The following is a 23,167-nucleotide window of genomic DNA, read 5'->3' on the forward strand; positions in this document are numbered from 1 at the left end:
AAAAAAGCCCCGCCGAATCGGTGGGGCTTTTTTTTGTTATCGGATGTACGTTGCTTCAAAGCCGTAACAGGTCACGCCTGGGGGCGCGTCGGTCACATCGCTGGTGATGTCGCCATAATTGAAACCGCCGAACGTTACCGTTTTCCCGTCGAACTTCTTCAGTTTATTACTGTTGTGGATTCCCCAGATATAGTAGCGTGCACTGTCAATCTCGATATAGTGGTCGCGGGCATCCTGAGCCGTCTGTACATAGGGAGACTGTGGTATGTAGTGCAGCGTACCAGTGAGACCTTCAACGTATGGTGTAACAGAATAGACGCAGGTCCAGTTTCTGACATTATAGAGTTCCCTTTCGGGTACCGTACTTCCGTCCTCATAATAGAATTCACAGTTCATGCATGAACTTAACATGTCATAGATGTAATAGACGGTCTTGTCATTCAGAGTGCCCTTGTAGACCTTATCCCAATCGTTTACAGGGCGGACTTCCAGTTTCTTATTGATGTGTTCGATCAACCAGGCGGGCAACTGATTTGTAGGTACCAGGTTCACAGCCACGTCCTCGTCAATGCCGTAAGCGTGGATATAACCGTTCTCTGCATTAGACCACTCAGGGTCGTCGTCGCTTGAACAACCAACGAAGAGCGTCAAACCAACAATCATCGGAAGTGCCTGCCATAAGCGTCGGCACGTTTTCAGGATCATCATAATTTTTCTCATATTCTGTTAAGTTTTAGGGGTTTACTACTATCTTTATAACCTCTCAGCCCTGCTGAATACTGCATGCCCTGAGTATGAATTATGATTCTTTAACAGTTGAGATATTCACCAACTACATTCTCGATACACGGACAGGCCTTGTGCGGGTTCAGGTCGTGATGACCCACGATGAGCGCCCGGGGGTAGCGCCCGCGCAGGTCTTTAAGCAACCTGCGCAGCGCTACTTTCTGCTCCTCCGTGCGGGTGTCGGCGGGTTGACCTCGGGCGTCGAGCCCGCCCTCGTAGCACACGCCGATGGAGTGGCTGTTGTGGTTCTGGCAGTGCGCGCCCACCATGTATTCCGGACGACCGGTCTCAATCTGTCCGTTACGACGGACCACGTAGTGGTAGCCGATGCCGAGGTGGAAACCCCGCTGGCGGTGCCATGTGTCGATCTGAGCGGCCGAAGAAGTCTGGTCGGGTCTCACTGCCGAACAGTGAATCACAATCAGAGTGATGGTTCTCATCATTTGATGCACGACTGTGCAAAGAAGGTTGTTATCACCAGGGCAATCATCGATCCGATGAACTTCAGGATCTTCCCGATCTGCGTTTTCTTCAATTTAATCATAAAGCTGAAATTCTTAAATTAAACATTCTTCTTTTTTGCAGGGTAGGTCCCTTGAAACACTACTCTCCGGAAGAGGTGGCTGACTGCTGCTGGAGAATCCAGTCAGCCAGCGGCGTTACCTTCTTACCATACTTCTTGTTCTTCGGATTCGTCTCACTGGGTGTGAGGTCGATCTTCTCCTCCACACCATAGGTCGCAAGGGCACACTTGCTCTTGAACACGCGTGACGTGATATTAGCCTCGCCAGTGCCCTCGGGGATAAATCGGATATGGACGCCCTTGATGTAAACCGAAGCGTTCCATTTGCCTGCCAACAGCTCCTCCCTGCTGATGCCGTTCTTTTCTGCCTCGATGGTAGGCATGAACGTGCCGAGCCCGTCAATCTTCACGGGGTTGCCCTGCGACAGGAGCTCGACGATGCATCCCGACATCTTCTTGAGCACGCCCTCGATCACGTCGGCACCGTAGATGCTGTTGTGCTCTGCCATGTGACGGGTCAGACCGTCGAGCGAGATGGTCTCCTTCTCCTGAGGTTTAGGATAGTACTTGCCGTAAGCGGCGTTCAGCGGGTTTTCGTTCTTTCTGAGGTTGATTCCGAACTGAGGATTCTTTACTGCCATGATTTTTGAATTTAGAATTAAAAAACTTAGAAACTTGAGTGCAGTGACTCAGAGATTGTCGTAATGAAACTATGGGATTGTCGTAATGAAACTACCACTTAGTCGTAATGAAACCCTCACTCAGTCGGCGCCTTACTGTCGGTCGGGTTGCGACTCTCTCCTTGTTTGCAACGGCAAAGTTACAACATTTCGGAGGGCGCTTCCGGCTTTAGGCCACGCAGGTCGAGATAAACCGCATAAGTCGAGATAACCCATGTTAATCGTCGATGTCGATACAGTATTTCTCAGCGAGAAACATCACAACGTTTGGTGGCAGCACACGGGCATTTGCTTTCAGTCCCATGGCCTCCAGCTGCTCTGCATGAGGCTTCAGCCACTCCCTCAGCGTGTCGACGCTCACGCCTGCCTTATAGGCCAGTTCACTTTTAGTCATTGCTTTCATAATCTGTTGTGTCATTTAGGTTTTTTGAAAAACTTTCCGCGCGTACGTACAGGAACTTTTCTGCTACTGACTGAGTTCACGTACGTACGCAGGAGAAAGTTTGGCTGTTTTTCAGAACGGCTCTGCAGAATCGGTATCCGTCTTTATCATGTGAGCCATCTGACGCCCCAGGGCGTTGATCTCCTCGGGCATGCGTCTGACAGCCAGATAGCCGTGCATGCCGTCGCACTCGACACTCTGGAATCCCAGTTCGAGAAAAGCCTGATCGAGCGCCTCGATGTGCAGCTTATGGGCGATGTTACCCGACATCTGCTGCAGGGCTGTGCCGGTATCGATAAACTCACCGGTGTCGCCGCCACTTGGCAGACGATAGTAGCGATATACCAGCTGCTTCTCGATGTTAGCCACCTTGAAGCGGTTGTTACGCTTGTCGATGGCCACGGTGTCGTTGTCGGAGAACCAGTACTGGAATCTGTTGCGGTACAGATAGTAAGCCTGTGCATAGATGCCCTCGTAGTTGAAGGGCTGACGTATAGGCGACTCGATGTGCTCGACCTTGAAGGCCAGCCAACGACGGGTGCCCGTAGGGTCGTTCAGGAACTTCTCGTTGTTGCCCGTGCCGCAGAACGATGCGATGTGCGGACGGTGCTCTACGTAACGGCCGTAGGCAGGGCGTGCGTCGATGTACGAGAGCGTGATGGCACGCTTCATCTCGTTCATCTCGCGCCTGCTCATGGTGTCGAGCTCCTCACAGCATATCAGACCATATTGCGACATGGCCAACAACGCATCCTTGTCGGTACGACCTATTCCCATCTGGGTGCTGAAGTAGCTGCGCAGTTCGGGAGGCAGCAGATGGTTCATCCAAGTGGTCTTGTAGATGCCCTGCTTACCGATAAACACCAGTATCATGTGGTTCACGACTTCGGGATTGAGCCACGACGCCACCATCGCGACGAGCCACTTACGGAAACACTCCACGAAGATGCGCCAGTCGTCGAAGTCGCCCTCAATGCTCACACCTGCAGCAGTGCTGAGGATATAGTCATCGCCGTCGTACGACGGCAGACTGTCGAAATAAGCCTGGAACGGGTTGAAGTCTTTCACGAAGTCAGAGCCCACCAGATGGTCTATCACGTCGCGCTTCACATTCTTCACCTTGCTGATGTGCCGATAGAGGGTGTTGAGCGTTTTGTCATCGAAGTTGAGCCACGCCCCGCTGCCTTCCACGGCGCCGTCCTCCAGCCAGCGGTATTCCCGCCGTCGTGTAATCAGGTTATGGCGCAGCTCTATATGGCGACTCAGCCATTCTTCAATCTCCTCAGAGCTCATATACATCTCCCTGTAGTTCTCCTTGCGTTCTCTCAGCCCCTCCCGGCTCTTGACCCGACTGGTCTGCCGCCTGCAGCCTTCCTTGATCTCCCAAACCAGGAAAGGGTCGGCCATAGGGTTGTAATAGGCGTCACCGTCGCGGGCCAGGGGAATACACCTGCTGGCATCCTTGCCCTTCTTTACCGACTGTGCGCCCAACAGCTGCTCATAGTAATCGTTGCCGTAGAGAAAGGCCTTCCTGTAGAACTGACACTGGAGCCGGAGTTCGTAACCCTGATCGAGTTCGTAAGGGTAGAGGATAACGAGACTGTCGGCTACCGTGAACAGCATCAGAGTGTGCGGGTCGTCACGCGCCTCTTCACGGAGCTTCGCCATACTGTCGTTGTCTAAATGACTGAACACGGCTGCTGAGAGCTGTGATAAACACGTGAGGTCTTTCTGATGGATGCCACCTTCATATACGCCCTGTACCATCAGTACAGGCTGGTAGCCCGGCGGCCATTCACCGTTTTTAATGTTCTCGGCCACTTGCTGAATGGTCATCCGTTGCGGGCAAGTGTCCTTACTGTGACTTAGTAGTGATAATTGATGATTAAACATAGTTATTGATGGTAAATATTTTTACGTCTATTGAGTGCGCGCTTGATCGTGTCCTTCCTCGTTTTGATGTTTTCGTTAGAAGCCAGATTGGTGTTTTCTGCCAGATAAGCAATCAGTTCAGGCTGACTGACGGATAGATATCCCTTGGCGATGACCCAAACAAAATGTTGGTACACTTTCCATTTCATTCCGGGCTTAAATTTAAACTCTAATTTAATTAAATCTCTAGGATTTGTGGACTTCGTAGCCTCGCTAACCTGATCACAATCCCTCACGATTCTCATTGCTTCGTTCCTGAATTCCGGCACGAAGAGTTTTAAAAAGGTGTTGGCCTTTTTTCTGTTATTCTCCATTTTTTTTCTTGTTGTTTTTGTTGGCTTAGATTTGTGCCGAAAGTCTAGTCAACACGTCCCCTTGCCTATGTTGTTTTTGTTTACATTGTGCCTACAAAATTAGTAATAAAGAACTATATGAGCAAACATTCTTTGCTTTTTTTCCCTAAAACACGGTCCAAACCCAAAAATTCATGTCCCGCCTTTCCCTCCATCCCCCCAAGAAACACCATAAAAAGATGCATGAGGCCGTAGAACTAACAAAACAGGTATGAAAATCGTCAAATTGGCAAGATTAATTGAATGCAAACACATTTTTTTTACTTGCAATTACAACTTTTTTAATTAACGAGCAATGATTTTGAGATTTTTTGTGTAAATTTGTAGCCAAATATAGTTATGGAATGGAACGCAAACGAATTAACCGCCTGAAGGTGGTACTTGCAGAGAAGGGAATGACCAACAAACAATTTATGATTCTGTTAAAAGACTATGTGATTCACTAATGAAAGATTATAGAGATAATAGCGTTGTATATAGACGTGTTTCTAATGGTATATTAACACAATTTGATTCTTTTTGTCCTGCAAAATCTAAAGATATATTGGACGAGATAGACAAACTCCTCGCCTCTCATTACGGTTTCACCGAAGAAGAATTAGACTTCATCATCAACTACGACATCAAATATCGAATGGGTGATGAATTAAATGAAGAATAACTAAAAATACAAGTGATATGGAAGCAGTAGAATGGATATTTAGTGGTATAGGAACATCATTGTTGAGTGCCATTATTGGCTTTATCTTTGGTGGTGTTACAGGTTATAAAATTGGAATACGCAGCAATATTAGACAAAAGCAAAAAGCTGGAGACAATTCAAATCAAAATCAAATTGGTCAAATTGTAAACAATGGAAATAAGTAAACAATCTCAAAATGCAGGGGATAATTCTACCCAAATGCAAGCAGGCACTATAAATAATTATTATACGACTGTTACTGGAATTGATGAGGCACGCGCCCGAATGATTTGTCAGGAAGAATATGCTATTGCTCGTCAAAACTGGACAAGCGAAGCCACCGCTATAGCCGACAATCGTGTGCATCAATTAGAAGACAAACTGATGCCCAAAATGATTGCATATGATAACACACTAAAAATCTTTGCAGATCCTGATTTCCAATTTACATTGCGGCAGGCTCAAATATCTGCAGCATCGTCAGAAAGAGAATCTGATTACGAGATGCTTTCAGAACTACTGCTTCATAGAGTGGAACAAGGAGATAATAGAGAACGAAGATTAGGTATACGCAAAGCAATAGAAGTTGTAAACCAAATAACGGACGAAGCATTAATAGGATTAACAATGGTATATGTCATTTCAAAATTCTCGCCAGTTTCACTAGATGTAAAAATAGGAATGTCTGTCTTAGATAATTTATATGGTAAAATATTGGATGGAAACAAGTTACCTGTAGGTGAAAATTGGATGGAGCATTTAGATCTTTTGTCTGCTGTTCGTTTAGGAACTAAAGGGATCAATACCTTTAAAAAACTTGAAGAATATATGCCATCTATGCTTTCCTATTATTTGGTTTCTGGCTTGGAGGATAATTCAGAGAAACTTACGGAAATCAAACATGACTTTATGCAATGCGGAATTCCACAAAATTGCATTGTTCCATATCCTCTAAAGCAAAATTATGTTTATCTTAATGTAACAAGTAAGTTAGAGGATATAACAATAACAAAGGAACTTGGCAATGGTATTATATTGAAAATGAAATTGAATGAGCAGCAAAAAGAAACTATGAGCAAGGCCATCTCCATTTTAAAGAAAGATGAATCAAACAATATATCTTTGAAGAACAAACTAATGGAAATATGGGATACATATCCAAACCTCAAATTAGTGAAAGAATGGTGGAATGAGTTACCGTGCCATTTCATTATCACCCCTGTAGGAGTTGCTCTCGCCAATGCATATGCACATGGTAAAGATTCTAGTGTTCCATGTTTATATTAATAAATCGAGGGGGACTGCTCATATAATCATTTCAAGTTACTGGTTAACTCTCACAAGTTAGTGGGTAACTATAATACACTTCTTGGACGAGCCAAGCGACAAAGTCGAGCGAGTGGGAAACTCGAAAAGAGGTGCTTATTATAAAATAAGAATTATGGCAGACGTTAATATATTTATAAATTCTACATGCTATGACTTGTCGCAAGTCAGGCAAGACTTGCATGACATTATATCTGGTTTAGGGCATAACCCGATGATGTCGGAGCAAAATATATAATCGTTCAATTGAAAATAAGTATATGATATCAAAAGAAGAAATACAGGCATTGCTGCACAGCACGGAGAATTTTCGGGTAGAGCGAACGGTATCCACGACGAACATGGACAAATTCTGTGAAGCCATTTGTGCCTTCTCCAATGATTTGCCAGACTCTCGGCAAAAGGGTTATCTGCTGATAGGTGCCCATGATGACGGACGGCTGTCGGGACTAAAGGTGGACGATGCTCTGCTGAAAAAGATTTCTGGCATCCGCTCGGATGGCAACATCCTGCCATTGCCTGTGATGACGGTAGAGCGGGTGGAGTTTCCTGATGGTGATTTGCTGGTAGCAGAGGTTTCCCCTTCGCTGCTGCCTCCTGTGCGGTATCGTGGAAGGGTGTTCGTGCGTATCGGTCCCAGACGTGACATAGCCAGTGAAGCGGAAGAGCGGATATTAACGGAACGACGTATGGCATATATGGCAACCTTTGATGCTACACCTTGTCTTGGGGCAACATTGGACGACTTGAATCTGGAGTATATTAAGAAGGAGTATCTGCCTTCTGTGGTAACCCCAGAAGTGTTGGCAGATGACAAACGGGACATCAAGGAGCAATTGGCTTCGGTCCGTCTGTATGACCGCATTCATGGTTGCCCTACATACGCAGCTCTCATCTTGTTTGGCAAAAATCCGCGGTATTATCTGCCAGGGGCTTACGTTCAGTTTGTACGCTTTGCAGGCAAGACCATTGGCGGGGAGGTGCTGAACGAGAAACGTTTTCAGGGTCCGCTTTTCCAGTTGCTACCCGCATTGGAATCCTTTGTCAGTGATGCTGTTATCACGCAAAGACCCGTCGCTGTGAGTCTGTTCCGTGAGAAGACCGTCATCAACTATCCCAATAATGCATTGCGTGAGTTGATGATGAATGCCTGTATGCATCGTGACTATCAATCGAATATGCCTATCCGGCTATATCAGTTTGACGACCATATTGAAATTATGAACGCCGGAGGGTTATATGGTGAGGCACGTCCTGAGAATTTTCCCAATGTAAATGACTATCGCAATCCTATTATAGCGGAAGCCATGAAGGAGATGAAGTATGTCAATATGTTCAACCAAGGTATAAGGCGTGTGCAGGATATGCTGCTTGAAAATGGCAACAAGGAGGCTGTTTTCGATGTGTCAAAGTTGACTGCATTTGAAGTGACTGTGCCTTCAACTGTGGATGTCACTCAAGGTGATACCCAAGGTGATACTCAAGGTGATACTCAAGATGATACTCAAGGTAATGCTCTTGATATGTGGATTGAAGAACAGATTAGAACAAATCCTAAAATTACTACTGAAGAATTAGCAAGAACAAGTAAAAAGGGACTTGCGACCATCAAACGCCATATTGCAAAACTCACTCATATTAAATATGTCGGCAGTGGTTATAGTGGTCACTGGGAAATTATTGAAGACGATGCAGAGATGTAATTGAGAGAGACAATGAAGATGGAGTATCTTGGCAATCGGGAACTTTTGAAGCTGAGGAAGACAGCATTCTTGGTATCGAGTACCATTTCTTCGGAAACAGTGCTGCAAGTGTATGACTGGGCAACAGAAATGCGCAATCGTGGGGCGTGTGTAATCAGCGGCTTCAGTAGCAAGTTGGAGCAAGACGTGCTTCACTTCCTGCTGAAGGGCAGTCAGCCCATTATCATTGTGCTTGCACGAAAGATGTATAAGGTTATTCCTGACGAATTAAAAGAGCCGTTGGCTCAGAACCAGCTGTTGATTATCTCTGTTAGTAATGCCATCCGCCAGTCAAAGATGACTGCAATGACTAGGAACAGATATGTATGTGAAATGGCAGACAGGATTCTGTTCGTTGGAGTGACCGAACAGAGTAGTTTGTATCCCTATAAAAATGAATATCGCAATAAACTTGAAAAAATATATGACACTATTTGGCAAAAAGGTGATCCTTCGTCCTACGATGGTGGAACACTTTCTGGCCTGAAAGTGACTGATGTAATGAAGGGTGGGGTGAGTGATAAGATTATTTTCATTTTTCCTCGAAAAATTTCTCTTTTGTCATTTCTTTTTTGTATCTTTGCATTCAATATCAAATCATAAAAACAAAGATTAATGATAAACATGAGAATACTTGAGGCAGAGTTGTGGGAATCTGCTGAAAACTGAACAGCGAAGCCAATACTTTGATGGAAGAGATTCAAAAAGCTTGGGAGGAACTGAAATGAGCAAGATGTCTTTCCGCTTCTATAAGGACCATGAGGTTAGAGCCATTTGGGATGAAGAAAAGTCCCAGTGGTGGTTTTCTATTGTGGATATTGTTGCAGCCATTACCGAAAGCCCCAATCCGCGAAAGTATTGGAGCGTGTTGAAAACCAGGCTGAAGAAAGCAGGAAACGAGTTGACTACACGCTGTAGTCAACTGAAAATGACTTCAGCCGATGGAAAACGCTACGCTACCGATTGCTTTGCACAAGAGGATATCATCAATCTGGTAAGGGTGATTCCAAGTCCCAAGACAGCCGATTTCCTCGATTGGTTCATTTATAGTGACAACACCATTGATGGACAAAGCAAGAAGAAAGCACTATAATGGCGTGGCATAAATGTAAAACTTTAGAAACCTAAACATTAAAAAAATATGAGAGCAAAGTTTACCGTTGTATTGCTACTGTTTGTATGCCTGAGTGTTTTTGGGGCACAAACAACGCCTGTTACCGTTAATCAACAAGAATCTGTTTCGCAGCTGCAAGCAGAAAACGAGGCGATGAAGAAGCAACTGGAGAATCTGGAGAAGGAGGTTGAACTGTATCGCGGGGAAGTGCTCGCTAAAGAATCTACAATTAATGATAATCTAGGGCATTGGTTGACTTTGCTGAGTATCGTAATTGGGGCGATTGTTTCTATTCTTGGTATTGGACTTGGTGTTATTATTCCTTTGGTTCTGAACGCAAGGAATGATAAACGTTTGAAGGAAAGTTATGAAAAAATGGTTGGAGAGTTGAAAATCCAAATTGATTCTGTAGGAAAGGATGCGAAATCAGCAAAGGATTCATTATCTGCAGTGACTGAACTTAAAAATGATATAGAAACAATTAAAAATGATATAGATAAGAGTAAGAAGAACGCTGAAAGAGCTGCCAAAAGAGCTATGGTGAGCAAACTGTTTGCTCAGGCTGTATCAGAAAAGAACTCCACGAAAGCAATAGAATTGTATTCTAAAATTCTAGAAATTAATCCCAATATCGCTGAAGTATATTATAATCGAGGGATATTGAGAGAGGAAATGAAAGATCAAGCAGGTGCTCTTCAGGATTATGATAAAGCAATAGAATTTAATCCGAATGATGGCGATGCCTATTATAATCGAGGAATATTAAGAGAGGAAATGAAAGATCAAGCAGGTGCTCTTCAGGATTACAATAAAGCAATAGAGCTTAATCCGAATGATGGCGATGCCTATTATAATCGAGGTAATTTAAGAAAGGAAATGAATGACCTGGCAGGCGCTCTTCAGGACTACGATAAAGCAATAGAGCTTGATCCGAATTATGTCGATGCTTATAATAATCGAGGCATATTGAAAAAGGAAATGAAAGACCAAGCAGGTGCTCTTCAGGATTACAATAAAGTAATAGAACTTGCTCCGAATGATGGCGATGCATATTTCAACCGAGGAGTATTAAGAAAGGAAATGAATGACCTGGAAGGTGCTCTTCAGGATTATAATAAAGCAATAGAGCTTAATCCTAATGATGGCGATGCCTATTATAATCGAGGGATATTAAGAAGGGGAATGAATGACCTGGAAGGTGCTCTTCAGGATTTCGATAAAGCAATCGAACTTGATCCGAATAATGTTGCTTTCTATAATAACCGTGGTAATATAAGAAAGGAAATGAATGACCTAGAAGGTGCACTTCAGGATTACAATAAAGCAATAGAACTTGATCCTAATAATGCTGGTTTATATAACAATCGAGGCATATTAAAAAAGGAGATGGATGACATAGAAGGCGCTCTTCTGGATTATAATAAAGCAATAGAACTTGATCCGAATAATGCTGACTCATATAACAATCGTGCAGATTTATATTTGCGATTAAAAGACTTGGATGAAGCATTAAAAGACGCTAACAAATCAATAGAATTAGGTGGTGAATTCTATTCTTATGTCACTAGAGGTGAGATCTTTATGGCAATGAATAATTATATAGATGCGATAAATGATTTTACTCAGGCGATATCATATAATCCTAATAGTATAGAAACGTTGGAATATCGGGCTAAATGTTATCGGAAGTTAGCAGAAACTGAGCAAGACCCTGCAAAGAAAGCGGATTTGATTGCTAAGGCTAAAGCTGATGAGAAGATAGTTAAATCATTGAAGAAAAAGAAAAAATCCGGGAATGGAGAAAAATGATGAGGGGAATGGAAAATAAAGCAGGTGACTACAGAACTGCACGATAAACTGCACGATAAAGTTCCTAATAAAATTCCTAATAAACTCAGAAACGGATTTCCTAATAAATATATAACCAGATGAATAATTTATTGTATCTATTACTTGCTATAGTCTTTGAGACGGGGGCTACTTCGCTATTGAAAATGGCGGAGGGATTTACACGGCCATTGCCAACGGCGGCTTCTTTGGTGTGTTACCTTGTGTCGTTGTATTGTCTCAGCGTGTGCTTGAAAACGATTCCTATAGGGGTGGCATATGCCATTTGGTCGGCATTGGGGATTGTCCTTGTTACCTTGATCGGGGTCATCGCTTTCAAGCAAATGCCTGACTGGGGGGCAATCATCGGTCTGAGCTTGATTATCGCGGGTGTCGTGGTGCTGAACCTGTTCTCAAAGATGACTGTACATTAATAATAGCAGCTCTAAAGGTGCTTTAGAGCTGCATAAAGTCTAGAGTCTAGAAATCGAGGCGATAGAAGAAGTTGGGCAGGGAGATGCCGCTCTTGTCGTAGCGCAACTGGCCGGTGTTGAGGTCGTAACGCTCGGCATAGGGCGTCTCGTTCTGCAGGATATTCAGTCCCTCGAAAGCAATGGTGTGACTCACCTTCTTGCCTGTTATCTTGTAGCTGACGGTGAGGTCGAGGATGTTGGTGGGGTCGAACTGAAGGGTCATGACCTCGTCATCCTTATAGATGGGCTCATCGTCGAGGATGCCTGCTGCTACCCGGGCTTTCATGGCTGCTAAGTCGATAGGGGTGTGGCGCAGACCGCCCTGAAGGGTGTACTTCATACTGATGTTGAACACGTTCTGCTTGCGTTTACCCATCATCCATTCTTTACCGCACAGCAGCTTGATCATATAACCGCGATCGTAGAGCTGATTGCGCCACTTCTTGTCGAGACCACGATATTCTGACTTGAAGAGTGAGGCGTTGACCTGTCCGTAGAAACCGCGGGTCATGTATTGCTCGAGTGTGACATCGGCGCCGTAGTTGCGGGTGTTTCCCTTGTTGACGAGTGGCTCGTCGATGAAGTTGAACAGGCGGTTGACGGTGCAAAAGGTGGAACCGTCGATGCCCACAGGGGTGTCGAAGCCATACTGATAGTAGGCGTTGAAGCGGAGATTGAGGTTGTCGGTGAACTTGTAGCTGTAGGTGGCCAGCACGTGATGGGCCTTTGAGAGACCAAGGTCTTTATTGACCAGACGGCCAGCGGCATCGCGTACGAAATAGGCATCGAGCTTCTCGATCATCGAATGCAGACCATAGCCGATGGAGAACGAGTTCTTGGCATCGGGCTCCCATTTCAGACTGACACGGGGCTCTACGCTGAAATCCTCGGACAGCAGGAAATAGGAGGCGGAAACACCGAGGTTGATGCTCAACCCCTCAGCTGGCTTCCACAGGTTGGACCAATAGAGACTGGCCAGACCGGTATCGCTCTTGGTGTCGTAGAGCGGCGTGGCGGGCACGGGTTCATAGACGTTCTCGGCCGTGCGATAGCTGAGGTTGAAGAAACGGTGTGAGTATTCGCCGCCTATTTGGGTGAGCCAGCGTGGCGTGACTTGTTTAGAAAGCTCGGTGTTGAAGACTAAACGGTCTTCGTTCTGCTTGAGATAGTAGAAAGGATACTCCTTGCCGTCGAAAGAGACTGGTTTGTTGTCGGCATCGAAAACAAGACCTACATAGTTCATATCGACCTTGTTATGCTGCATGTTATAGGCAACGGTGGTGCGCCAGACCCATTTGTTGTCGAAATGGATCTTGTGGGTGGCTCCTGCCACGATATTATACAGATGACCTGTCTGGCGTGAAGCATCGTAGATGGTATGTGTGTCCTCGATGTCCATATCCGTATCGTCCGATTTGTCGAAGAAACCCAAGGAGAAGACCGAGAAGGTGCCTGCGTGCTTAGTTGGGAAGTTGAGTTTCAGCGAAAAATCGCTGAAGTCGTAGTCGGTGTCCACGATGTCGATAAGACCCAACTTACTGGCCAGACTGGTGAAACCATAGCGGAAGTTGAAGATGTAGCTGGAGTTGCTTTTCTTGGACAGCGGACCTTCGGAGGTGATTTCTTCGGACACGGTACCTATCTGAATGAGATGCTCGTGTTTCGAACTGTTGCCGTTGCGCATCTTAACATCAAACACACCGCTGAGCGCATTGTTATAGTTGGCATTGAAGGTGGAAGTGAAGAAATCGGAATTGCCGATGACATTGGAGTTCAGTGCACTTACCATGCCGTAGCCTGCATCGTATAGGCCGGAAAAGTGGTTGGGCGTGAAGATCTCGATGCCCTCCAGACGGTACTGCATGAATTGGGGCGCGTTGCCATGGACGGAGATGCCGTTGCCATCGCCTTGGCCTGCCACACCAGCAAAGGCGGTCACCAGACGTGCGGGGTCATTATAGCCGCCTGCGTAACGGCTGGCCTCTTCCATAGACAGCATGACACCGCCAACGAGAGCCGTGGGGTTTACTGTGGCTGCCTTGTTGACACGGGGACGTACAATGACTTCGCCCAGCTCCTGGCTGTTCTCACGCAGGGCTATATCGATGACGACCTCCTTGGTTCCTGCCACGAGTACTTCTTTCATGATGCTGGGCTCGTAGCCAATATAGGTAGCCTCGACGGTATAACGACCTGAGGGACTGACATTACCAATGTGGTAGTTGCCGTCGATATCGGTGATGCCGGCTTTGTCGGTAAGTTCGGTAATCTTGACGGTAGCACCAATGAGGGGTTCGCCGCTGATAGCGTCGGTAACAGTGCCGCGCAGTGTCTGGGCATGGGAATAACTCACGCAAAACAGCAGGATAACTGCCTGCAGAACAAATAGGTTCTTTTTCATAATTGTTTTTAATTAAAAGTGTTAATAGATTGATGATGTCTTGATATCTTTTATTGGGGATGGTATTCGAAGTGCTGGTAGTCTTTCTTCGTGCGCCAGGAACCACCCCAGCTGAAGCCGTGCTTGAGGAAGAGGCGGTAGCAGAGGTCGCCTTTCTCTATCTTGTAGCGATAGCTCTTGCTGCGGTCGGCATAGGGTTTGCCTGTGGCGGGTTCTACTATCTGACGGCCTCGTTTGTCGTAACGGATGTAGGGGTTGTAGAGGGGATTGATGTCGATGGCGAGACCACGTGCGTGGTAGGACAGCTTCTGAGTGCCCGAGACGGTGCGATAACAGAAGCAGCTGGAGTTGTTGGCGCGCATCTGGCGCTCGTCGTCGGCATCGTAGTCGTCGGCCAGACGGATGCGCTGGATGGGGTAGTGGGCCTTGTAGAGCTCACGGAAGATGGACAGCAGCTTGGAGGCTATCAGACGGTTACAGATGAGTTCGCCCTGATGGGGCTGATTGTCGTAGTCCCAATGGAGCACCCGCAAGTAGCGCAGGTCGCTGCGCTGGATATAGGGATTGGCCACGTAGGTCTTTCCCTGCATCTTCTGCCATATGCTGTCGGGAATCGACTCAGCGGTGAAACCTTCCTGCGCATGGAGCGCAGGGAAAGGGATAAGGGTTAATAGATATAAAAGCAATAAACGGTACAACCTCATTTATTTTGCTACTTTTTTGTTTCCTTCGATATAGACACCATGACGAACCGGCTCCTGATCGAGACGGATGCCGTCGATGGTGTAGTATTTGGTGTTAATAGATTCATCTGCCCTCGTGGCACGTATGCCGGAAGAGAGGCCCTTGAACTCTTTGACGGCTTTGTCGACCTGCTCGAGGAACTCACGGCTGGAGTGAAGACGGGCATAGACGACACTGCCTACTAGGCGACCTGCCTCGACGTCGGTCTGCCAGTGATAGCCTGTGATGACACGACCCTGACCGAACTGGTAGGCGCGCTTGAGAAGGGCATCCTGACTGGTGCGGGTGATCTCGGAGATGACCAGGGCCATGAGCCAGCTTCCTGAGGCGTGACCTGATGGGTAAGAGCCTGTATCGTAAAGACTGGCCTCATCGTCGGGATATGATGTGCCTTCGTTCAGCTGTACATAGGGACGTTTGCGCATGTAATAGGCCTTGGCTTCCTGAGTGGCTGCATTGCCAGAGGGGTGAACACGGTTGATGAGTTCGTAGATCTCGGGGGTCGTAGAGGCTGAGATGTTGACTCCCAGTATCTGGGAATAAATCTCACAGAAATGCTGGGCATCGTATTCTACATCGTCGATGGCCGTCTGTCCCCGCTGATCGTTATAGCGTATGCTCTTACCGTCGTTATAGGCCATCATGTCGTAGGCAAAACGGATGCACTGCGAATCGGGTGGAACGGGGAGATAGGTAAGCGAACTGGGCAGGTCCTTGGTGTCGATATACGGACCATCGTCGGCACGGGTGGTGGCAGGGGTTCTGGTGCCTGTTATCTGTTCGTACTCTGACTTGGCGGCGGTAATCATCTTACTGAAGCCGTCGTGCGTGTGCAGGCGCGACAGAACAGCACTGGCTATGAGACAGCCTGCATAGGTGTCGCTGTCCCAGCTGTAGCCTGAGATGACGGCACTGGTGCCGAACTGAAGGCCACGGGCGAGCAACTGATCCTGGCGGTCGTTGCACACCTCGGTGAGAATGAGGGCGCAGAGCCATCCGGTGAGTGCCTGAGCCGAGGGATAGGAACTGACGGAGCTATACTGATTCTCACTGCCCGGGAGGAGCGAGGACTCGTTGAGACGTGTATACGGGCGACGACTGAAGAAGGCTGTCTGACCAGCCTGTGTGGCTAAGTCGCCATAGCGCATGCCGTACTCCAGAATGGAATAGATCTGAGGGGTCTTGGAATAGGACAGTTCTATACCCAGCACTTTTGAGAACATGGTCAGATAGCTCGGCAGGTCTAATGACATATCACTAATGGCCTGTTCGCCCCGACTGGTATTACGCACACTCTTGCCCCAGGTGTACTGCGCATAGTCGTTGACATACCACATGGACAGTTCGCTTGGCGGACCCGGCAGGAAATCGGGGGCATTGGGAACATCCTGTGCATGGAGGTTCATGCACAGGACGGTTGAGATGATGAATATTAGTTCTTTCTTTTTCATTTTACTATTTTATGAGAAGGCTACCGTGAGACCGGCCATGACAATGCTCACCATAGACATGAGCTTGATCAGAATGTTGAGCGACGGACCTGAGGTATCCTTGAAGGGATCGCCAACGGTATCGCCAACGATACAGGCCTTATGGGCAAACGAGCCCTTACCACCGAATGCGCCTTCTTCTATATTCTTCTTGGCATTGTCCCAGGCGCCTCCGGCATTGGCCATGAAGACTGCCAGCGTGAAGCCACCAGCCAGACCACCGACAAGTAGTCCAAGAACACCGGCGACACCAAGGATGATTCCTACGATGATAGGAATGATGATGGCGAGAACCGAGGGGATGATCATCTCGTGCTGAGCGGCACGGGTAGAGATCTCAACACAACGGCCATAGTCGGGCGTACCTGTGCCTTCAAGGATGCCGGCAATCTCGCGGAACTGACGGCGTACCTCCTGTACCATCTTCTCGGCTGCACGACCAACTGCCTCCATGGTCATTCCGCAGAACAGGAAGGCGGCCATGGCGCCGATGAAGGCACCTACGATGACGCGCGGGTTCATGAGGTTGATCTGGAAATAGTTCATGAAGTCGGGGATGGTGGCATTCGAGGCGTTGATCACGTCGCCTGCCACGTTGGTGAGCGTCTGTCCGGCACGGGTCATGGCAATCTTGATCTCTTCAATATATGATGCCAACAGGGCCAGAGCGGTGAGGGCGGCAGAACCGATGGCAAAGCCCTTACCTGTGGCGGCTGTGGTGTTGCCCAGTGCATCGAGGGCATCGGTACGATGACGAACCTCTTCGCCCAGAGAGCACATCTCTGCATTACCTCCGGCATTGTCGGCGATAGGGCCGTATGCGTCGGTGGCGAGGGTGATACCTAGCGTAGACAGCATACCTACGGCGGCGATACCGATGCCATAAAGACCATGTGAGAGCGACTCGGACGACATGGAGAGGTCGAAGCCATTAGCGCAGAGGTAGCTGAGCATGATGGCCACGCCGATGGTGATAACGGGGATGCAGGTGGATATCATACCTGTACCGATACCCTTGATGATAACGGTAGCAGCACCTGTCTGTCCGGCCTCGGAAATCTTCTGTGTGGGCTTGTAGGAATGGGAGGTATAATACTCGGTGGCTTGACCGATGATGACACCGGCTGCCAGACCTGAGATGACGGAGAAGGAAAGGCCGAGCCAGTTCTCGATACCCAGGAAGTAAAGGATAGCGAAGGTGGCAACGGCAATCAGGATGGCGCTGACATTGGTGCCGAGCGACAGAGAATGCAGCAGATCCTTCATGGTGGCGCCTTCCTTGGTGCGTACCAGGAAGATACCTAAGAGCGAGAGAAATACACCCACAGAGGCGATGAGCATGGGGGCGATGACGGCCTTGAGCTGAATCTCGAGACCTGCCACACCGAAGGCGGCAGCTCCGAGGGCTGCGGTAGAGAGTACAGAACCGCAATATGACTCATACAGGTCGGCACCCATACCTGCCACGTCGCCTACGTTATCGCCTACGTTATCGGCAATAGTAGCGGGGTTACGGGGATCGTCTTCGGGAATATCGGCCTCAACCTTACCCACGATGTCGGCACCTACGTCGGCTGCCTTGGTATAGATACCGCCGCCTACACGGGCAAAGAGGGCCTGCGTAGAAGCACCCATACCAAAGGTAAGCATGGTGGTGGTGATGGTGATGAGGGCCATCTCGTCGCCTGAATAGAAATGATTGAGCACGAGGAACCAGATGGCAATGTCGAGCAAACCTAAACCTACTACAGTCAATCCCATGACGGCACCTGAACGGAAGGCTATCTTAAGACCAGCATTAAGGCTCTCACGGGCTGCGTTAGCCGTGCGGGCTGAAGCATAGGTGGCTGTCTTCATGCCGAAGAAACCTGCAAGACCAGAGAAGAAACCACCAGTGAGAAAGGCAAACGGAACCCAGGGGTTCTGGACGTTCAAACCATAGGCCATAAAAGCAAACAGCGCACAAAGCACTACGAACACAATGGTTACGACTTTGTACTGCTGCTTGAGATAGGCCATAGCACCTTTACGAACATAAAGCGCAATCTCTTTCATGCGGGGCGTTCCTTCGTCGGCCTTCATCATCCGCGAGAAGAAATACCATGCCATGCTCAATGCCACAACCGATGCGATAGGCACGAGCCAAAATACTGTAGGAATATTCATAGATAGGTTTTTAAATTATTGGTAATTATGGTTTGTTTCTGTTTATTCGTCTACAAAGTCAATCAGGCCACTTGCTTCTTCATCGGAATCCTCACTTCCCAGATCCATCATCGTTGAATAGTTGTCTTCGGTTATATCCTCGTCGTTGGGATCTTCTACTTCATCGTCGATATCGTCGTGTGAACTGTAGTTGTCTTCTACTACTACATCCTCATCGTCGTTCTCGAGGTCATCGTCTGAAGTACCTCCAGACTTGGAGAACTGCATGCGGAGCTTCTCCTGTTCGGGCTTCAGCTTCGCAAAGATAGCTTCAACCCATCCGCCTTTAGGCACCTCAAGCACTTCAAAACCGTCTTCTACCTTCTTGTCGTACATGCCGCCCTTCTTGTGCAAACGGTCTTTGGGAAGGGTCGTGGTAGAGATGTCGAAACCACTGAGGATGATATCCTGAATAGACTGAGACAGGGAATCCCAGCCGCCTCCGAAATTGCGGTCGATCACTTCAAGCAACTTGGCTGCTGAGATGTGGCGGATATTCTCGTAGGTAAGATCGGTTACACGGACGATGGGGCGCTTCTTGACTGCCCAGTGAAATTTCAGGTTATCGTCGAACTTAATCGTTGTTACCTTATAACCACGATTCTCAAAACTCTTCTTCGCATTTGTGTCGTCTTCTTTCATATCTTCAATCAGGAAGGCACTCTTGAAGATGTCGAGATAGTGCTGGACGTTCTCCTTGACCTCGGCATCTTTGACAGCGGCTTCCCACATACGGAAGACATCATTCTCCTGGATGTCCCATACGCTGCTCTTGGTGATAGACTTGATTGATAAAGAGGGATTACTTTCGGGTTGTTGTTGTTTTGTTCTTGCCATATTTTCCTTAATTTTTCTGCAAATGTAACCACTTTATTTTTTATTCGCAAGTTTTTAGGCGATATTTTTTGTAATTTTCGCATTTTAGCGTAACTTTGCAGGCAAATATGGCACAACCATTAGCTGAAAGACTTCGTCCTCATACGCTTGATGACTATATCGGACAAGAACATCTGGTAGGTGAGGGAGCCGTCCTGCGAAAAATGATAGACGCAGGGCGCATTCCGTCTTTTATACTATGGGGACCGCCAGGAGTGGGAAAGACCACGTTGGCACAGATTATAGCCCACAAGCTGGAAACACCTTTCTATACGCTATCGGCAGTGACCAGTGGCGTAAAGGATGTGAGAGAGGTGATAGAGAAAGCCCAGAAGGGAAGATTCTTCAACGAGGCATCACCTATTTTATTTATCGACGAGATACACCGTTTCTCAAAGTCGCAGCAGGACTCGCTCTTGGGGGCTGTAGAGAAAGGCATTGTGACGCTGATTGGTGCTACCACGGAGAATCCGTCGTTTGAGGTAATCCGACCATTGCTGTCGCGCTGTCAGCTGTATGTGCTGAAGTCGCTGGAGAAGGATGATCTGCTGAAACTACTTGACAGAGCCATTCATAAAGACAGTGTTCTGAAAGAGAAAAATATACAGCTGAAGGAGACGGGCGCTCTGCTGAGATATAGTGGAGGTGATGCTCGTAAGCTGTTGAACATCTTGGAATTAGTTGTAGAAGCTGAAGTGTCGGATGAAGTTCTGATAACCGATGAGATCGTAGTGAACCGACTGCAGCAGAACCCGTTGGCTTATGATAAGGAAGGTGAGATGCATTATGACATTATCTCGGCCTTTATCAAAAGTATTCGCGGATCGGATCCCGACGCAGCCTTGTACTGGCTGGCCAGAATGATTGAGGGTGGGGAAGACCCGCAGTTCATTGCACGCAGACTGGTGATCAGTGCGGCAGAGGACATAGGACTGGCAAATCCGAATGCGCTTTTACTGGCTAATGCGGCTTTTGATGCCGTTATGAAGATCGGTTGGCCGGAAGGAAGAATTCCGCTGGCAGAGGCAACGGTCTATCTGGCTACATCGCCTAAGAGCAACAGTGCCTATCTGGGGGTAGATGCAGCCCTGCAACTGGTAAGACAAACAGGCAATCAGCCTGTGCCGCTGCCCATACGCAATGCGCCGACACAGCTGATGAAAGATCTGGGTTATCATGATGGTTATAAGTATCCGCACGACTATCCCGGACACTTCACACCTCAACAGTATATGCCTGACGCTTTGGTGAATGAGCGGATATGGCACGGACAGCACAACCCGACAGAAGAAAAGCTGTATCAGCGGATGGTGAACTACTGGGGAAAGAGATTCGAGGATTAGAATAATATTACAGATGGATCAGGAACTGATTATCAAAATCATAGAATTACTGGGAACCTTTGCCTTTGCAATTTCCGGTATCCGACATGCTGCTGCCAAGCAGTTTGACTGGTTTGGCGGTTATGTGTGCGGTGTGGCGGTGGCTATAGGCGGTGGTACAATACGTGACGTGATGCTGGGAACAACACCTTTCTGGATGACGACCCCGATCTATCTGATATGTACGGCCGTTGCACTGTTGACAGTGGCTTTCTTCGGTAAATGGATGGAGCCGCTGAAGAATGCATGGTTTGTTTTCGATACATTAGGACTGGCTCTGTTTACGATAGCGGGTATTCAGAAGAGCCTTGCCTTTGGACAGCCTTTCTGGGTGGCTATCATCATGGGATGTATAACAGGTTCGGCTGGTGGTGTGATTCGTGATGTGTTGCTGAACAACGAGCCCGTGATATTCCATAAGGAGATTTATGCAATGGCCTGCGTATTGGGCGGTCTGGTGTATTGGGGAATGGCTGCATTAGGACTATCGACGGAACTGAGTGCTATCAGCAGCTTTCTCGTAACCTGTATCATCAGATTCCTTGCCGTTCGCTACCATATATCACTCCCAGTTCTGAAAGAAACGAATAGTAAATTGTAATATAAGATATGCCTGAACAAGAAAAAAACAACCGACGAAGAGTTAGGAAACAGCAACCTGTGGATAATACCTACGGGCATTTACAGCCTCAGGCGTTAGAGGTGGAGAAAGCTGTTCTGGGTGCTCTGATGATTGACAAGGATGCGTATGCCATCGTCTGTGAGACCTTACGCCCTGAGAGCTTCTATGAGCCTCGTAACCAAATGGTATACGCAGCCATCCGAGACCTGAGCATGGCAGAAAAGCCCGTTGACGTGTTGACTGTAACGGAACAGCTGGCGAAATCGGGTACGCTCGAGGAGGTGGGTGGTCCTGGCTATGTAGCAGAGCTGAGCTCGCGTGTGGCATCTTCGGCTAACATAGAATATCATGCTAACATCATTGCGCAGAAGTCGCTGGCGCGTCAGTTGATCTCGTTTACGAGCGGCATTCAGACTAAGGCGTTTGACGAGACAATTGATGTAGAGGACCTGATGCAGGAAGCCGAAGGTGAACTGTTTGAGTTGTCGCAGCACAACATGAAAAAAGACTATACGGCTATCGACCCTGTGATTGACCTTGCCATTAAGGGCATACAGCAAGCTGCAAAGAATACAAACGGTTTGACGGGTGTATCGACGGGATATACGAAACTCGACGACATTACCAGTGGCTGGCAGCCTTCCGACCTGGTGATCATTGCAGGACGACCTGCCATGGGTAAGACGTCGTTCGCACTGTCGATGGCAAAGAATATTTCAGCAGACCTCAGAATACCGATGGCTTTCTTCTCGCTTGAAATGTCGAACGTGCAATTGGTGAACCGTCTGATATCTAATGCCTGTGAGATTCAAGGTTCGAAGATTCTGAACGGTCAGTTGCAACGTGATGAGTGGGAGCGACTGGACAGACGAATCAATAATCTGCTGGGAGCACCGCTGTATGTTGATGACACACCAGGCTTGTCTGTGTTTGAACTTCGTACAAAAGCACGCCGACTGGTACGTGAGCATGGCGTTAAACTGATCATGATTGACTATCTGCAGCTGATGAATGCCAACGGTATGCGTTTCTCGTCACGACAGGAAGAGGTGTCGACCATCTCTCGTTCGTTGAAAGGACTGGCAAAGGAACTTGATATACCTATTCTGGCACTGAGTCAGTTGAACCGTGGTGTTGAGAGTCGTGAAGGACTGGAGGGTAAGCGTCCGCAGTTGTCTGACTTGCGTGAGTCGGGAGCCATCGAGCAGGATGCCGATATGGTGTTGTTTGTGCATCGTCCGGAATATTATCATATCTATCAGGATGACAACGGACGTGACTTGCATGGCATGGCGCAGATTATCATTGCTAAGCACCGTAAGGGTGCGACAGGTGATGTGCTGTTGACATTCCGTGGTGAGTTCACACGTTTTGAGAATCCTGATGACAGAGGCAGTTTGAGTAGTGGTGGATCTTCGTCAGGAGGTGAGATTCTCGGCTCTAAAATCAACGGTTCGGGCAGTGCCGGAGATATGAGCCCATTTGGCGATGCACCGCTGCCACCTCCACCAGCAGACGGTCCGTTACCATTCTAAAAATAATAAATCCCCGCTGTTCTGGCGGGGAT

23 protein-coding genes and 1 pseudogene are annotated in these 23,167 nt (G+C 47.7%); 13 read left to right on the top strand and 11 right to left on the bottom strand.

What is annotated here, in order from left to right; translation table 11 throughout:
- Positions 1-36: 36 nt before the first annotated feature.
- From BMX82_RS00805 to BMX82_RS00830, 6 genes are all read right to left on the bottom strand, one after another.
- Positions 37-720 (bottom strand): hypothetical protein, encoded by a 684-nt coding sequence (locus BMX82_RS00805; protein WP_143058281.1) that lies wholly within the window; start codon positions 718-720, stop codon positions 37-39.
- A gap of 89 nt (positions 721-809) precedes the next feature.
- Positions 810-1,226: an N-acetylmuramoyl-L-alanine amidase gene (locus tag BMX82_RS00810; protein ID WP_091766192.1), complete on the bottom strand. Its 417-nt coding sequence runs from the start codon at positions 1,224-1,226 to the stop codon at positions 810-812.
- 163 nt (positions 1,227-1,389) lie between these two features.
- Complete coding sequence (locus BMX82_RS00815) at positions 1,390-1,950, bottom strand: HU family DNA-binding protein (protein WP_051949786.1); 561 nt, start codon at positions 1,948-1,950, stop codon at positions 1,390-1,392.
- 256 nt (positions 1,951-2,206) lie between these two features.
- Positions 2,207-2,392 (bottom strand): DUF4248 domain-containing protein, encoded by a 186-nt coding sequence (locus BMX82_RS00820; protein WP_143058282.1) that lies wholly within the window; start codon positions 2,390-2,392, stop codon positions 2,207-2,209.
- A 111-nt stretch (positions 2,393-2,503) separates the two neighbouring features.
- Positions 2,504-4,324, bottom strand: coding sequence for a VapE domain-containing protein (locus BMX82_RS00825; RefSeq protein ID WP_091765247.1), 1,821 nt, complete (start codon positions 4,322-4,324; stop codon positions 2,504-2,506).
- A gap of 2 nt (positions 4,325-4,326) precedes the next feature.
- A complete protein-coding gene (locus tag BMX82_RS00830) occupies positions 4,327-4,677 on the bottom strand; it encodes a hypothetical protein (RefSeq protein WP_091765250.1) in 351 nt (116 codons plus the stop codon).
- A 383-nt stretch (positions 4,678-5,060) separates the two neighbouring features.
- On the opposite strand from BMX82_RS00830, the pseudogene BMX82_RS13265 reads away from it, so the two are divergent.
- The 10 genes and pseudogenes from BMX82_RS13265 to BMX82_RS00870 all read left to right on the top strand — a co-directional run.
- Positions 5,061-5,141, top strand: a pseudogene (locus BMX82_RS13265) (XRE family transcriptional regulator); the annotation flags it as partial.
- A gap of 20 nt (positions 5,142-5,161) precedes the next feature.
- Positions 5,162-5,377: a hypothetical protein gene (locus BMX82_RS00835; RefSeq protein WP_091765253.1), complete on the top strand. Its 216-nt coding sequence runs from the start codon at positions 5,162-5,164 to the stop codon at positions 5,375-5,377.
- A 17-nt stretch (positions 5,378-5,394) separates the two neighbouring features.
- Complete coding sequence (locus tag BMX82_RS00840; RefSeq protein WP_091765255.1) at positions 5,395-5,583, top strand: hypothetical protein; 189 nt, start codon at positions 5,395-5,397, stop codon at positions 5,581-5,583.
- Positions 5,570-6,685, top strand: coding sequence for an LPO_1073/Vpar_1526 family protein (locus BMX82_RS00845; protein WP_091765257.1), 1,116 nt, complete (start codon positions 5,570-5,572; stop codon positions 6,683-6,685). The genes BMX82_RS00840 and BMX82_RS00845 overlap by 14 nt, the downstream gene beginning before the upstream one ends.
- 154 nt (positions 6,686-6,839) lie before the next feature.
- Positions 6,840-6,962 (top strand): DUF4062 domain-containing protein, encoded by a 123-nt coding sequence (locus BMX82_RS13305; RefSeq protein WP_143058283.1) that lies wholly within the window; start codon positions 6,840-6,842, stop codon positions 6,960-6,962.
- Positions 6,963-6,984: 22 nt separating this feature from the next.
- Positions 6,985-8,427 carry an RNA-binding domain-containing protein gene (locus BMX82_RS00850; RefSeq protein WP_091765260.1) on the top strand — a complete coding sequence of 481 codons (1,443 nt, stop codon included), beginning with the start codon at positions 6,985-6,987 and terminating at the stop codon, positions 8,425-8,427.
- A 12-nt stretch (positions 8,428-8,439) separates the two neighbouring features.
- Entirely contained in the window at positions 8,440-9,069 is a 630-nt protein-coding gene (locus tag BMX82_RS00855; protein WP_255396518.1) for a DNA-processing protein DprA, read from the top strand.
- Between the two features lie 121 nt (positions 9,070-9,190).
- Positions 9,191-9,559: a BRO-N domain-containing protein gene (locus BMX82_RS00860; RefSeq protein WP_091765262.1), complete on the top strand. Its 369-nt coding sequence runs from the start codon at positions 9,191-9,193 to the stop codon at positions 9,557-9,559.
- Positions 9,560-9,607: 48 nt separating this feature from the next.
- On the top strand, positions 9,608-11,389 hold the full coding sequence (locus BMX82_RS00865; RefSeq protein WP_091765264.1) for a tetratricopeptide repeat protein: 1,782 nt from the start codon (positions 9,608-9,610) through the stop codon (positions 11,387-11,389).
- A 119-nt stretch (positions 11,390-11,508) separates the two neighbouring features.
- Positions 11,509-11,841: a DMT family transporter gene (locus BMX82_RS00870; protein WP_091765267.1), complete on the top strand. Its 333-nt coding sequence runs from the start codon at positions 11,509-11,511 to the stop codon at positions 11,839-11,841.
- Positions 11,842-11,887: 46 nt separating this feature from the next.
- On the opposite strand, the gene BMX82_RS00875 is transcribed toward BMX82_RS00870, so the two are convergent.
- The 5 genes from BMX82_RS00875 to BMX82_RS00895 are packed head-to-tail and all read right to left on the bottom strand — an operon-like array spanning position 11,888 to position 19,557.
- Positions 11,888-14,281, bottom strand: coding sequence for a TonB-dependent receptor (locus BMX82_RS00875; protein WP_091765269.1), 2,394 nt, complete (start codon positions 14,279-14,281; stop codon positions 11,888-11,890).
- A gap of 50 nt (positions 14,282-14,331) precedes the next feature.
- Positions 14,332-14,985 carry a M15 family metallopeptidase gene (locus BMX82_RS00880; RefSeq protein ID WP_036912204.1) on the bottom strand — a complete coding sequence of 218 codons (654 nt, stop codon included), beginning with the start codon at positions 14,983-14,985 and terminating at the stop codon, positions 14,332-14,334.
- Positions 14,986-16,476, bottom strand: coding sequence for a phosphatase PAP2 family protein (locus tag BMX82_RS00885; RefSeq protein WP_091765271.1), 1,491 nt, complete (start codon positions 16,474-16,476; stop codon positions 14,986-14,988).
- Positions 16,477-16,485: 9 nt separating this feature from the next.
- Entirely contained in the window at positions 16,486-18,681 is a 2,196-nt protein-coding gene (locus tag BMX82_RS00890; protein ID WP_036912207.1) for a sodium-translocating pyrophosphatase, read from the bottom strand.
- 42 nt (positions 18,682-18,723) lie between these two features.
- A complete protein-coding gene (locus BMX82_RS00895) occupies positions 18,724-19,557 on the bottom strand; it encodes a hypothetical protein (RefSeq protein WP_255396519.1) in 834 nt (277 codons plus the stop codon).
- 107 nt (positions 19,558-19,664) lie between these two features.
- Between BMX82_RS00895 and BMX82_RS00900 the strand changes: the two genes are divergently transcribed.
- From BMX82_RS00900 to dnaB, 3 genes are read left to right on the top strand one after another with little or no spacing between them, the layout of a single operon-like run.
- Positions 19,665-20,939: a replication-associated recombination protein A gene (locus tag BMX82_RS00900; RefSeq protein WP_036912213.1), complete on the top strand. Its 1,275-nt coding sequence runs from the start codon at positions 19,665-19,667 to the stop codon at positions 20,937-20,939.
- 13 nt (positions 20,940-20,952) lie between these two features.
- A complete protein-coding gene (locus tag BMX82_RS00905) occupies positions 20,953-21,579 on the top strand; it encodes a trimeric intracellular cation channel family protein (protein WP_036912215.1) in 627 nt (208 codons plus the stop codon).
- 8 nt (positions 21,580-21,587) lie between these two features.
- On the top strand, positions 21,588-23,135 hold the full coding sequence (gene dnaB, locus BMX82_RS00910; protein ID WP_091765274.1) for a replicative DNA helicase: 1,548 nt from the start codon (positions 21,588-21,590) through the stop codon (positions 23,133-23,135).
- Positions 23,136-23,167 lie beyond the last annotated feature (32 nt).

It is taken from the genome of Prevotella sp. khp7 (genome assembly GCF_900109055.1).
Taxonomy (GTDB): Bacteria; Bacteroidota; Bacteroidia; order Bacteroidales; family Bacteroidaceae; genus Prevotella.

Bases quoted from the DNA above. Each gene is read 5' to 3' on its own strand.
- BMX82_RS00905 (WP_036912215.1), top strand. From the start codon at position 20,953: ATGGATCAGGAACTGATTATCAAAATCATAGAATTACTGGGAACCTTT.
- BMX82_RS00855 (WP_255396518.1), top strand. From the start codon at position 8,440: ATGAAGATGGAGTATCTTGGCAATCGGGAACTTTTGAAGCTGAGGAAG.
- BMX82_RS00875 (WP_091765269.1), bottom strand. From the start codon at position 14,281: ATGAAAAAGAACCTATTTGTTCTGCAGGCAGTTATCCTGCTGTTTTGC.
- BMX82_RS00835 (WP_091765253.1), top strand. From the start codon at position 5,162: ATGAAAGATTATAGAGATAATAGCGTTGTATATAGACGTGTTTCTAAT.
- BMX82_RS00850 (WP_091765260.1), top strand. From the start codon at position 6,985: ATGATATCAAAAGAAGAAATACAGGCATTGCTGCACAGCACGGAGAAT.
- BMX82_RS00865 (WP_091765264.1), top strand. From the start codon at position 9,608: ATGAGAGCAAAGTTTACCGTTGTATTGCTACTGTTTGTATGCCTGAGT.
- dnaB (WP_091765274.1), top strand. From the start codon at position 21,588: ATGCCTGAACAAGAAAAAAACAACCGACGAAGAGTTAGGAAACAGCAA.
- BMX82_RS00900 (WP_036912213.1), top strand. From the start codon at position 19,665: ATGGCACAACCATTAGCTGAAAGACTTCGTCCTCATACGCTTGATGAC.
- BMX82_RS00810 (WP_091766192.1), bottom strand. From the start codon at position 1,226: ATGAGAACCATCACTCTGATTGTGATTCACTGTTCGGCAGTGAGACCC.
- BMX82_RS13305 (WP_143058283.1), top strand. From the start codon at position 6,840: ATGGCAGACGTTAATATATTTATAAATTCTACATGCTATGACTTGTCG.
- BMX82_RS00820 (WP_143058282.1), bottom strand. From the start codon at position 2,392: ATGAAAGCAATGACTAAAAGTGAACTGGCCTATAAGGCAGGCGTGAGC.
- BMX82_RS00840 (WP_091765255.1), top strand. From the start codon at position 5,395: ATGGAAGCAGTAGAATGGATATTTAGTGGTATAGGAACATCATTGTTG.
- BMX82_RS00860 (WP_091765262.1), top strand. From the start codon at position 9,191: ATGAGCAAGATGTCTTTCCGCTTCTATAAGGACCATGAGGTTAGAGCC.
- BMX82_RS00880 (WP_036912204.1), bottom strand. From the start codon at position 14,985: ATGAGGTTGTACCGTTTATTGCTTTTATATCTATTAACCCTTATCCCT.
- BMX82_RS00895 (WP_255396519.1), bottom strand. From the start codon at position 19,557: ATGGCAAGAACAAAACAACAACAACCCGAAAGTAATCCCTCTTTATCA.
- BMX82_RS00815 (WP_051949786.1), bottom strand. From the start codon at position 1,950: ATGGCAGTAAAGAATCCTCAGTTCGGAATCAACCTCAGAAAGAACGAA.
- BMX82_RS00885 (WP_091765271.1), bottom strand. From the start codon at position 16,476: ATGAAAAAGAAAGAACTAATATTCATCATCTCAACCGTCCTGTGCATG.
- BMX82_RS00890 (WP_036912207.1), bottom strand. From the start codon at position 18,681: ATGAATATTCCTACAGTATTTTGGCTCGTGCCTATCGCATCGGTTGTG.
- BMX82_RS00830 (WP_091765250.1), bottom strand. From the start codon at position 4,677: ATGGAGAATAACAGAAAAAAGGCCAACACCTTTTTAAAACTCTTCGTG.
- BMX82_RS00870 (WP_091765267.1), top strand. From the start codon at position 11,509: ATGAATAATTTATTGTATCTATTACTTGCTATAGTCTTTGAGACGGGG.
- BMX82_RS00825 (WP_091765247.1), bottom strand. From the start codon at position 4,324: ATGTTTAATCATCAATTATCACTACTAAGTCACAGTAAGGACACTTGC.
- BMX82_RS00845 (WP_091765257.1), top strand. From the start codon at position 5,570: ATGGAAATAAGTAAACAATCTCAAAATGCAGGGGATAATTCTACCCAA.
- BMX82_RS00805 (WP_143058281.1), bottom strand. From the start codon at position 720: ATGAGAAAAATTATGATGATCCTGAAAACGTGCCGACGCTTATGGCAG.